Genomic DNA, 11,217 nt, shown 5'->3' on the forward strand with positions numbered 1-11,217 from the left:
GTAAGGGGTTTCTAATGAAAATCCTCCTGCTCCTATTCCATCCGTTACATCAAGCGTAAAATGAGCGTGTTTCCAGTATTCGAACAAATCTTTGTCCACCCAAAATTCAAATCCCAGAATCGTTCCAATGCAAACATCGCCATAGCGCAAATAAAATCCACCTTTTTCAAAACATTGAGGCTGCGTTCCTTCGCAACAACCGCCTGCTTGATAAAACATCAAATCACCAAACTTATCCGAAAGGATTTTGATCAATTCTATTGCCTTTTCAGTAGCTTCTAATCGTTTTATTTTTTCCATAGTTTACAAATAAAAAAAGTCGCGAGTTCAAAATAAAATTAATCATGAATCGCGACTTTAAATTAAAAATTATCTACTAAAAGAATCCTAATTTATTCTTGTTATAAGAAATCAACATATTTTTAGTTTGACGGTAATGGTCTAACATCATTTTGTGATTTTCTCTACCAATTCCTGATTGCTTATAACCTCCAAATGGCGCTCCTGCTGGATAAGCATGATATTGGTTTACCCAAACACGTCCTGCTTGAATAGCTCTTGGTACTTGATATAATTCATGGGCATCTCGCGTCCAAACGCCTGCACCTAATCCGTACATGGTGTCATTAGCAATTTCTAAAGCTTCTTCTGTAGTTTTAAAAGTCGTAACCGCTAAAACTGGTCCAAAAATCTCTTCTTGGAAAATACGCATTTTGTTGTGCCCTTTGAATAAAGTTGGTTGGATGTAATAACCTCCTTCTAAATCGCCACCTAAATGATTTACATCACCACCGCATAACAATTCAGCCCCTTCTTCTTTACCTAAATTAATGTAGGAAAGAATTTTGTCTTTTTGAATTTGTGAAGCTTGAGCACCCATCATCACCGTTGGATCTAATGGATTCCCCATTTTGATAGCTTTTACTCTTTCCAATACTCTTTCGATAAATTTATCATAAATCGATTCGTGAATTAATAATCTTGATGGACATGTACAAACTTCTCCTTGATTTAGGGCAAAAAGAGCAACTCCTTCTAGAGCTTTATCTAAAAACTCATCGTCAGCATCCATAACCGATGGGAAGAAAATATTTGGTGATTTTCCACCTAATTCTAACGTAACTGGAATAATGTTTTCTGTAGCATATTGCATTACCATTCTACCTGTCGCTGTCGATCCAGTAAATGCTGCTTTACACACTTTTGGATTGGTTACTAAAGTTCTTCCTAACTCTGCTCCAAAACCGTTGATGACATTAATAACTCCTGCTGGAACTAAATCACCAATAATTTCCATTAACACCATAATTGAAATTGGTGTACTTTCTGCTGGTTTCAACACTACACAGTTTCCTGCGGCTAAAGCTGGAGCCAATTTCCAAACAGCCATTAAAATTGGGAAGTTCCAAGGAATAATTTGGGCTACAACTCCAATTGGCTCATGAACGATGATGGAAACCGTATCTTTATCTAATTCTGTAATCGAACCTTCTTCAGCGCGAATTACACTGGCAAAATATCTAAAATGATCAATTGCTAACGGAATATCCGCAGCCATAGTTTCGCGAATGGCTTTACCGTTATCTAAGGTTTCAACCGCAGCGATGTATTCTAAATTAGCTTCAATTCTATCTGCGATTTTGTTTAACATTATACTTCTCTCAGTAGCCGAAGTTTGACTGAATGTTTTGAAAGCTTCATCGGCTGCATTTACAGCCATTTCAACATCCATTTTAGCCGAATGTGCCGCTTTTGCCATTAATTTACCATCTACTGGTGAAAGTACTTCAAAATATTGCCCTGTTGAAGGCGCTGTCCATTTTCCATTGATATAATTATCGTACTTTTCTTTTAGTTGTGGTCTTTGAATTAAATTACTCATAATTTTGATTTTAGGTTTGTTTATCAAATTTAGATTCAATTCTTATTTTAGAATAGCACAATTATTTCATTTAATAGCACAAAACTGATATTGGCTCAATTTTAACATCTAAAAATTACATTTCTATTAATTTTTAACTCAAATATTTATCAAATTGACAATATTGCTTTTCTGAACTTATCACCAAAAAGCTGTTCAAAATTTCTAAATTCTAATTTCTAAATTCTAATTTTATAAAGTATCTTTGCCGTTTAAAATTCGATACAAAATGCGTATATCTTACAATTGGTTAAAACAATTCATTAAAACCGATTTAAAATCTGAAGAAATTGCCGATATTCTTACCGACTTAGGTTTAGAAGTAGAAGGCGTTGACAAATACGAAAGTTTAAAAGGTGGTTTACAAGGCGTTGTGATTGGTCATGTGTTAACATGCGAAAAACATCCTGATGCTGATAAACTAAAAATTACAACAGTTGATTTAGGTGACGGAAACGCGCCTGTTCAGATTGTTTGTGGTGCTCCAAATGTGGCAGCGGGACAAAAAGTTCCTGTGGCGACTATTGGTACCAAGTTATTTGACAAAGAAGGAAACGCATTCGAAATTAAAAAAGGTAAAATCCGCGGACAAGAGAGTCACGGAATGATTTGCGCTGAAGACGAATTAGGCTTAGGCGAAAGTCATGACGGCATTATGATTTTAAATGAAGATTTAAAACCAGGAACACCAGCTTCAAAAGTTTTCGAAATTGAAACAGACGAAGTGTTCGAAATTGGATTAACTCCAAACCGTGCTGACGCTATGTCTCACATGGGTGTGGCTCGCGATTTACGTGCTGGTATTCTTCAAAAAGGGACTACTTCAGAGTTAATTACACCATCGGTAAGTAAATTTAAAGTAGAAAAACGTACGTTAAAAATCGATGTAAAAGTTGAAAACGACAAATTAGCACCAAGATATTGTGGGGTTACGATTTCTGGAGTTACCGTGAAACCATCTCCAAATTGGTTACAAAACCGTTTGAAAGCGATTGGTTTAACTCCAAAAAATAATATTGTTGACGTTACGAATTACGTTTTACATGAATTAGGTCAACCGTTACACGCTTTTGATGCGGCTCAAATTAAAGGAAATAAAGTAGTAGTAAAAACGGTTCCGGCTGGAACTAAATTTATTACTTTAGATGATATCGAACGTACTTTGCACGAAGAAGATTTAATGATTTGTGACGAAAGTGGTCCAATGTGTATTGCGGGTGTTTTCGGAGGAAAAACTTCGGGAGTTTCTGAAAAAACACAAGCTATTTTCTTAGAAAGTGCTTATTTTAATCCAGTTTCTATTAGAAAAACTGCGAAAAGACATACGTTAAGTACTGATGCTTCTTTCCGTTTTGAGAGAGGAATCGATCCAAGTATTACAGAATACGCTTTAAAACGTGCGGCTTTATTGATTCAAGAAGTGGCGGGTGGAGAAATTACTTCTGATATCGTGGATATTTACCCTAAAAAGATTGAAGATTTCAGTGTGTTTATTCATTTCAACAAAGTGAATAAAATCATTGGTGAAGAAATTAAACCAGAAACGATTAAGAAAATTTTAGCTTCATTAGATATCAAAGTTAACAGTATCACCGAAGCAGGTTTAGGATTAACAATTCCTTCTTACCGTGTGGATGTTACTCGCGAAATTGATGTTATTGAAGAAATTTTACGTGTTTACGGATATAACAACATCAAAATCCCTTCAAAAGTAAATGCAACAACAGCTTATTCATCAAGAACGGAAGAATATAAAGTACAAAATATCATTGCCAACCAATTGTGTTCGTTAGGTTTCAACGAAATGATGGCGAATTCATTGACTACGCCAGATTACGTAAAACTTTCTGAAAACTTAAAAGAAGAGTTCAATGTAATGATGTTAAATCCATTAAGTAGCGATTTATCAGCGATGCGTCAATCGTTATTGTTCTCAGGATTAGAAGCGGTTTCTTTCAACATCAACAGAAGAAGAAGTGATTTAAAATTCTTCGAATTTGGAAAAAGTTACCACAAAACGGCTAATGGTCATGATGAAAACAAACACTTAACGTTGTTAGTAACTGGAAACAGACAAAACGAAAGTTGGACAAACGCACAAATAAAATCCGATTTCTTCTTGTTTAAAGGTTATATCAACACGATTTTAAGTCGTTTGGGATTAGATAAAAAAGTAACTTCATTACCATTTGAAAATGATATTTTTGCAGAAGGTTTAGCTTTAGCGGTTGGAAAAGAAGTAATTGTAGAATTTGGAACCGTTAAAAAATCAGTTTTAAAACATTTCGATATCAAACAAGAAGTGTTATTCGCTGATTTTGCTTGGGATAAAATTCAAAAATACGTTTCTACGAAAATTAAATTTACCGATATTCCAAAATATCCTGAAGTTCGTAGAGATTTAGCGTTATTACTAGACGAAAACGTACCATTCGAACAAATTTACAACATCGCTAAACAAACCGAAAAAGGCTTATTGAAAGACGTAAATTTATTCGACGTTTACACAGGAAACAACTTACCAGAAGGTAAAAAATCATACGCCGTAAGTTTCATTTTACAAGATGATTCAAAAACCCTAACCGACACTCAAATTGATAAAATTATGAGTAAGTTACAAGGTAATTTTGAAAGTCAGTTAGGAGCTTCTCTAAGATAATTAACAAACCTGACAGGTTTCGGAAACCTGTCAGGTTTAATCATAAAAAAACTCCCGATTCAAATGAATCGGGAGTTTTTATTTTTACATATCTTAGAAAACTATTCCTTCACAAACTTCGTATTAGCACTACCCTTTTCCGTATTTACTTTTACGAAATACGTTCCGGAAGCTAAATTAGCAACATCAACTGAGTTTACAACATTTGTAGTCGCCATAACAATTTGTCCTAATTGATTATAAATTTCAACAGAATTGATTGCTACATCTTGTTTTGTTTGAATATTCAAAACATCTTTTGTTGGACTAGGATATAACATAAAATAGGTTCCAAAATCAAAATCTTGCGTACTTAAAGCAGCAACAGTTGTTGAGTACGTATTCGTTGTTATTGGGAAATTGTAATCAAAGTAAATATTGGCGTTATTGGTAAAAGTATCTCCTAAAACTAAAGTTGGTTTCGTTTTAATTTTAAAAACTACATAACCATCATTCGTAGCATCATTAAAATCTAAGTTGATGCTTTCAAAGATGAATTCCACTTTGTTTCCACTAATTCTTGTGTAAAAATCATGACTGCTTTTTAGTGGAACTAAAGTTGCAATATCAAACTTAGCCAAATCAATCATGTCTTTTACCACAATATTTTCTGCAGAATAGGTTCCTGTGTTTTCAAAACGAATGACATAGTGTACATATTTACCAACTTCACTAGGTGTAATAGTTGTTCCTTCTAAACACGTTTTATCGTTTGGATCGTAAGAACCAACTACAATTTGTTTTAAAGCAGAAATATTATCGTATTGTACTTCATCATTGGTAAAAGGAGTAATTTGAGCGAGAAAATCTAATTGGTCCCCATTGTTAACGGCTGGTATTTCCATTGGAGAATTCACATTTAAAACTAATTCGATTTCTCTTGATTCAAAAGGTAGCAGATTAGTATAATTCCAAGTTAAATTATTTAACACTGAACTATTAAAAACCGGGTTTGAAGCAACATAATCTAATTTAGCATCATCAAAAGTTAAAGAAATACTTCCATTTTCAACTTGATTTCCTTTGTTACGATAAACTAGTCTATAATTAGCATCAAAACCAGGACGAGCTGGAACAGTAGGAATAAACACTACTTCTACATCATGTTTAATACCATTAGCTGTTACACAAAAATCTTGCGTAAACGGACTGGCTTGCGTTGGGAAATTTACTGTAAAACTGGTTGGTGAAATATTAAAATAAGTTGGATTTTCAAGGCTTGGAGTTATGGTATGATTTCCTTCTGATACTGGGATGTAATAATTTCCTGTTTGGTTTGCTATTAAAGAACCAGTTATTGTTCCATCAGTAATATTAAATCTTAAGTTAGAATAATTGATATCTGAAACATCACAACCATTGTTGTTTAAATCAAGTTTTGTGTTTCCTGAAATTTCATAGAATGTTCCACCTGGTGTGAAGGAGCAATATGAGTTAACGTGGCAATTTTGAATTTCTTCTACTGAAAAAATCCATTGAATATAATCTACAACTTCCTCATCAGCACAAATAAAATTTAAATTAGGGTTATTTAAAAAATTTAAAGTAACCCAATTTTCATTTCCATTTTTTATATTTAGTTTAGTTAATTGATTATCATTACACCATAATTCATTCAAACTATATAATTCACTAACATCTAAATTTGTTAATAAATTATTACTACAATTCAAATTTATAAGATTAATTAACCCATTAAGATTTAAATTATCGATTTGATTATAAGCACAAATAATATTATTTAAATTAATATTCTGAGAAAAATCTAAGTTAGTAAGAGAATTTGAATCACAACTTATATACTTAAGGTTAATCAAATCAAAAAGATTTAATGTGGTTAACTGATTTGAACTACACATTAAATCTTCTAGGCTTGATAAATTAGATAAGTCAAGATTAGTTAAATTATTATTAAAAACTATCAATCTTTTCAAATTGGACAAACCTGAAACGCTTAAATTAGTCAATTGATTATTATTACATTCTAAATATTTTAGATTTAAATTTTGTGAGAGATCTAAATTGGTTAGAAGATTTGAACTACAATCTAAATACTCAAGATTAACATTACTTGTAAGATTCAAATCTGTCAATCCTGAAGAACTACATTTCAAAGTAATTAAATTAGTATTTTGTGAAAGATTTAGATTGTTATATAATCCGCATCCATATAATTCTAAACTTTTCAATGCAATATTTTGAGTTAAATTTATAGCACTAATTTCATTATATGTACTTGATAAATGTTTTAAACTTGTAAAGCTCTCAATACCCGTCAAATCAGTAATATTATTATTTCCAGGTGAAGAAGTTACATGTAAATATTTTATTGCTTGTGCTTCACTTACTTGAATTTCACCATCTCCATTTGTATCAATAAAATCAAAAGTTGAAATTTCCCAATTTTGATTAATAGGATTATAAACAGGCTCCTGCGTTGATGCATAAAGTCCTCCATTAGCTCCTAATAACCTTGCTTTAAAATTCGCATCAGGAATATTTACAATCTGCGCATTAACTAAAAAACCAATAGTAAAAAAGAATAAAAAGTAAAGTTTTTTCATTTGTAAGAAATTAAAGGAGTAAAAGTAAGATAAATCACTAAATATCAAAGTATAATCTAAAAATATTTTGAGCAGGAAAATTCCTCAAAATTCACTATTTTAGCACCATGATAAAAGTCGTTTTAATCGGTTCTGGAAATGTTGCCCAACACTTAATTCAGGTGTTGTTGCAAGCTAAAAATGTAGATTTGGTGCAAGCGTTTGCTCGTAACCCTAGCCATTTATCGCATTTGCTTCCTGAGGAAAAAATTACAGCTGATTATCATAAAATTATAGAAGCCGATTTGTACATTATTTCGGTTTCGGATAATGCCATTGCGGAAGTTTCTGCGCAGTTACCGTTTGAAAATCGTTTGATAGTGCATACTTCTGGAACTTCTGATATTTCAGTATTGCATGATAAGAATCGAAAAGGGGTTTTTTATCCATTACAAACGTTTACTAAAGGAAAAGAAATTGACTTCGCTCCTATTCCCATTTGCTTAGAAGCTGAAAAGGAATCGGATTACCAACTTTTAGAAGAATTAGGAAATTGCATTTCACAAAAAGTAGTTCGAATTTCTTCGGAACAACGCAAAAGTTTACACGTAGCGGCTGTTTTTGTTTGTAATTTTGTGAATCATTTGTACCAAATTGGAAATGAAATTTGCGAAGAAAACAACGTTCCGTTTGAAGTATTGCATCCTTTAATTCAGGAAACAGCTCATAAAATTATGGAACTTTCTCCAAAAGAAGCACAAACAGGTCCGGCTTTACGAAACGACACCAAAACCATTGAAAAACATCTAGATTTCTTAGAAAATCCCGAATATAAAAACCTATATCAATTACTTACACAATCGATACAACATGTCAAAAAGTTATAAAGAACTCATGAACGAAATCACCACTTTCATCTTCGACGTAGATGGAGTGCTAACCGATGGAACTATTCACGTAACCCCAACAGGCGAAATGCTTCGTAATATGAACATTAGAGATGGTTATGCCATGAAAGCCGCTGTCGAAAATGGTTACACCGTTTGTATTATTTCAGGCGGAAGCAATGAAGGAGTTCGCGTTCGCTTGAGAAATTTGGGTATTACCGATATTCATCTTGGTATTTCTGATAAAGTAGAAACATTCAAAGAATTCACTGATATTTACAATATCAAACCAGAAAATGTGTTATATATGGGTGACGATATTCCAGATTATCATGTAATGCAATTAGTAGGATTACCAACGTGTCCACAAAATGCTGTGCCAGAAATCAAAGGAATTTCCAAATACATTTCGCACGTAGAAGGTGGAAAAGGAGCCGTTCGAGACGTTATCGAACAAGTAATGAAAGTGCAAGGCAAATGGATGGAACATTTTGATGCCAAGTTTGATTAAAAGTTGATTTTAACGCAATGAGCGCAAAGATTTTTCGCAAAGGACGCAAAAAAATAGTGATTGAAATTGTGTCACTTTGAGCTAAACAATTAACCATATAAGTCATGTAAGTAAAATTTAAGTTATATTTTACTTCAATTAAAGTTCATAAAAGATTTTAAAAATTTATTCTATCTGCATTTCAAAAAACTTGAAACCTGAAACTTGAAACAAAAAAACAAACATGAAATACCTAAAACTAATTCGATACCAAAATTTATTAATGCTAGCTTTCATGCAACTAGTGTTTCGTTATTTATTTTTAGCACAATCGTATGTAGACTTAGCCTTAACCGATTTTAATTATATTTTATTAGTCATTGCGACAGTTTGTATCGCGGCGGGTGGTTATGTCATCAATAATATTATGGATCAAGATACCGATGAAATTGCGAAACCTCAGAACCGTGTGGTGGGTGTTTCTATTTCGGAAACGGTGGCGTATAATTGGTACATTGGTTTGACGATTGTTGGTGTAGGAATTGGATTTTATCTTTCCAATGTAATTTACAAACCTACTTTTGCTTCGATGTTTATTTTGGTGGCGACTTTACTTTATATGTATGCTACTAGTTTCAAGCAAATTCCAGTTCTTGGAAATGTGGTAGTAGCCTTGATGCTTTCAACAAGTATTATCATCATTGGATTATTCGATATTTTACCAGCAATTGATGTGGATAATCGTTTCCGAATGAAAGAAGCCTTTGATATTTTAATGCATTATGCCATTTTTGCTTTTATCATCAATTTGATTCGTGAAATTGTAAAAGACATGGAAGATATGGATGGCGATTATCAATCAGGAATTAACTCCTTACCTATCGCTATCGGAGTTCAAAAAACGAAAATAGTTGTGGGTGTTTTAACCGTAATTTCAATCGGAATTTTAGCGTATTATGTAAATTCTAATTTATTCGAATTGGATTATGTAGTGTATTATGCGATGATTTTAATCGTTGGACCACTAATTTATTTCGGAGTGAAATTACTAAATGCCGCAACGAAAAAAGAATATCATCATTTGAGTTTGGTCTTGAAAATCATTTTATTCTTTGGGATTTTATCGGTTGCTGTAATTGTTTTCAATTTAAAATTAGCCAATGCTTAAAGAGAAACTAAATAAAATCAATATTATCTTAGCTTCGGGTTCGCCAAGAAGACAGCAGTTTTTTAAGGAAATGGATTTGCATTACACCATTCGCCTAAAGGAAATTGAAGAAATCTATCCAGAACATTTACAAGCGGAAGAAATTACCAATTTCTTAGCCGAATTAAAAGCAAGTGCTTTCGAAAACGAACTAAATGAAAACGATGTTTTAGTTACTAGTGATACCATTGTTTGGCTAAATGGAAAAGCTTTGGGCAAACCAAAAGATTATGACAATGCCTTTCAAATGTTGCAACAATTGGCCAATCAAACGCACGAAGTGATTACATCTGTTTGCTTGAAATCGATTGATAAAACAGAAGTTTTTCATTGTGTGACCAAAGTTACTTTTGCTAATTTATCTGATGAAGCAATCAGATATTATCTTGATAATTACAAACCTTTTGACAAAGCCGGAAGTTACGGAATTCAGGATTGGATTGGTTTAATCGGAATTTCAAAAATTGAAGGTTCGTATACGAATGTTGTAGGGTTGCCTACCGAAATATTATTTCAAAAATTAATGAATTATGCTTAAACTTATTGATAATCCATATTTACACGAAGAAATTGCAACACTTGTTGTGCTACTTCTTTATGTTATTTTACGAATTAGTATTGCTAAAATTGTCAAACGTTTTGCAAGATTAAATGAAGTTTTAGAACATCGTACAAATTTGATTATCAAATACATAAATTTACTTCTTGGGATTTTAGCCTTGATTTCCATAACTATCATTTGGGGAGTTAAGAAAGATCAAATTTTACTTTTCATTTCTTCTGTGTTTGCGGTTGTGGGTGTTGCTTCGTTTGCTCAATGGTCGATTTTAAGCAATATTACCGCTGGAATTATCATCTTTTTTTCTTACCCTTTTAAAATTGGCGATAAAATTAAAATTCACGATAAAGAATATCCAATAGAAGGCGAAATTGAGGATATTAAAGCATTTTACGTTGTACTAAAAACTAGCGATGGCGAAATGATTACTTATCCAAATAATCTATTAATGCAAAAAGGAATTTCGGTTGTAAATAAACCTATAGAGGAAAAAGAGTTTTTTGATTAAATCAACTGATAAAAATCTGTTAAAAAGGAAGCAATTAAAACTTCCTTTTTTTTATTTCCTTATTTTTGAAACAAAACCATTGCAATGAACAGAAGCTTTACTTCAATTTTTATATTTTTTATTTCAATCGTAGCATTCGCTCAAGCACCACAAAAACTGAATTCAGTTGAAATTTATGAGCAAGTTCAAAAACTAAATTTTTTAGGAAAAGTATTGTATGTTGCGGCTCATCCTGATGATGAAAACACGAAACTTATTACCTATTTTTCCAATCATTATCACGCACAAACCGCTTATTTATCGCTAACTCGTGGCGATGGCGGGCAAAATTTAATTGGAACCGAATTAAGAGAGAAATTGGGTGCTATCAGAACGCAAGAATTATTAGCAGCCAGAAGAATCGA

General features: G+C 32.5%; 10 protein-coding genes. 7 read left to right on the top strand and 3 right to left on the bottom strand.

The window, feature by feature from the left end:
- Positions 1 to 300: DUF779 domain-containing protein (locus L6Q46_RS09125; RefSeq protein ID WP_291284041.1), on the bottom strand; the 300-nt coding region annotated here is incomplete at its 3' end.
- Positions 301 to 376: 76 nt separating this feature from the next.
- On the bottom strand, positions 377 to 1,882 hold the full coding sequence (locus L6Q46_RS09130; RefSeq protein WP_291284042.1) for an aldehyde dehydrogenase family protein: 1,506 nt from the start codon (positions 1,880 to 1,882) through the stop codon (positions 377 to 379).
- 268 nt (positions 1,883 to 2,150) lie between these two features.
- Here L6Q46_RS09130 and pheT point away from each other — a divergent pair, with 268 nt between their 5' ends.
- A complete protein-coding gene (gene pheT, locus L6Q46_RS09135; protein ID WP_291284043.1) occupies positions 2,151 to 4,580 on the top strand; it encodes a phenylalanine--tRNA ligase subunit beta in 2,430 nt (809 codons plus the stop codon).
- Positions 4,581 to 4,681: 101 nt separating this feature from the next.
- On the opposite strand, the gene L6Q46_RS09140 is transcribed toward pheT, so the two are convergent.
- The gene (locus L6Q46_RS09140; protein WP_291284044.1) at positions 4,682 to 7,183 is read right to left on the bottom strand and encodes a T9SS type A sorting domain-containing protein; all 2,502 of its coding nucleotides are present in this window, start codon (positions 7,181 to 7,183) and stop codon (positions 4,682 to 4,684) included.
- A 107-nt stretch (positions 7,184 to 7,290) separates the two neighbouring features.
- Between L6Q46_RS09140 and L6Q46_RS09145 the strand changes: the two genes are divergently transcribed.
- From L6Q46_RS09145 to L6Q46_RS09170, 6 genes are all read left to right on the top strand, one after another.
- Positions 7,291 to 8,049 (top strand): Rossmann-like and DUF2520 domain-containing protein, encoded by a 759-nt coding sequence (locus tag L6Q46_RS09145; RefSeq protein WP_291284045.1) that lies wholly within the window; start codon positions 7,291 to 7,293, stop codon positions 8,047 to 8,049.
- On the top strand, positions 8,033 to 8,560 hold the full coding sequence (locus L6Q46_RS09150; RefSeq protein WP_291284046.1) for an HAD-IIIA family hydrolase: 528 nt from the start codon (positions 8,033 to 8,035) through the stop codon (positions 8,558 to 8,560). Before L6Q46_RS09145 ends, L6Q46_RS09150 begins: the two co-directional genes overlap by 17 nt.
- A gap of 223 nt (positions 8,561 to 8,783) precedes the next feature.
- A complete protein-coding gene (locus L6Q46_RS09155) occupies positions 8,784 to 9,707 on the top strand; it encodes a geranylgeranylglycerol-phosphate geranylgeranyltransferase (protein ID WP_291284047.1) in 924 nt (307 codons plus the stop codon).
- Positions 9,700 to 10,284 (top strand): Maf-like protein, encoded by a 585-nt coding sequence (locus L6Q46_RS09160; protein ID WP_291284048.1) that lies wholly within the window; start codon positions 9,700 to 9,702, stop codon positions 10,282 to 10,284. Before L6Q46_RS09155 ends, L6Q46_RS09160 begins: the two co-directional genes overlap by 8 nt.
- The gene (locus L6Q46_RS09165) at positions 10,277 to 10,813 is read left to right on the top strand and encodes a mechanosensitive ion channel domain-containing protein (RefSeq protein WP_291284049.1); all 537 of its coding nucleotides are present in this window, start codon (positions 10,277 to 10,279) and stop codon (positions 10,811 to 10,813) included. Before L6Q46_RS09160 ends, L6Q46_RS09165 begins: the two co-directional genes overlap by 8 nt.
- A gap of 84 nt (positions 10,814 to 10,897) precedes the next feature.
- Positions 10,898 to 11,217: PIG-L family deacetylase (locus L6Q46_RS09170; RefSeq protein ID WP_363315872.1), on the top strand; the 320-nt coding region annotated here is incomplete at its 3' end.

The organism is Flavobacterium sp., from assembly GCF_023151265.1.
Classification (GTDB): Bacteria; Bacteroidota; Bacteroidia; order Flavobacteriales; family Flavobacteriaceae; genus Flavobacterium.

Bases quoted from the DNA above. Each gene is read 5' to 3' on its own strand.
- L6Q46_RS09130 (WP_291284042.1), bottom strand. From the start codon at position 1,882: ATGAGTAATTTAATTCAAAGACCACAACTAAAAGAAAAGTACGATAAT.
- pheT (WP_291284043.1), top strand. From the start codon at position 2,151: ATGCGTATATCTTACAATTGGTTAAAACAATTCATTAAAACCGATTTA.
- L6Q46_RS09140 (WP_291284044.1), bottom strand. From the start codon at position 7,183: ATGAAAAAACTTTACTTTTTATTCTTTTTTACTATTGGTTTTTTAGTT.
- L6Q46_RS09145 (WP_291284045.1), top strand. From the start codon at position 7,291: ATGATAAAAGTCGTTTTAATCGGTTCTGGAAATGTTGCCCAACACTTA.
- L6Q46_RS09150 (WP_291284046.1), top strand. From the start codon at position 8,033: ATGTCAAAAAGTTATAAAGAACTCATGAACGAAATCACCACTTTCATC.
- L6Q46_RS09155 (WP_291284047.1), top strand. From the start codon at position 8,784: ATGAAATACCTAAAACTAATTCGATACCAAAATTTATTAATGCTAGCT.
- L6Q46_RS09160 (WP_291284048.1), top strand. From the start codon at position 9,700: ATGCTTAAAGAGAAACTAAATAAAATCAATATTATCTTAGCTTCGGGT.
- L6Q46_RS09165 (WP_291284049.1), top strand. From the start codon at position 10,277: ATGCTTAAACTTATTGATAATCCATATTTACACGAAGAAATTGCAACA.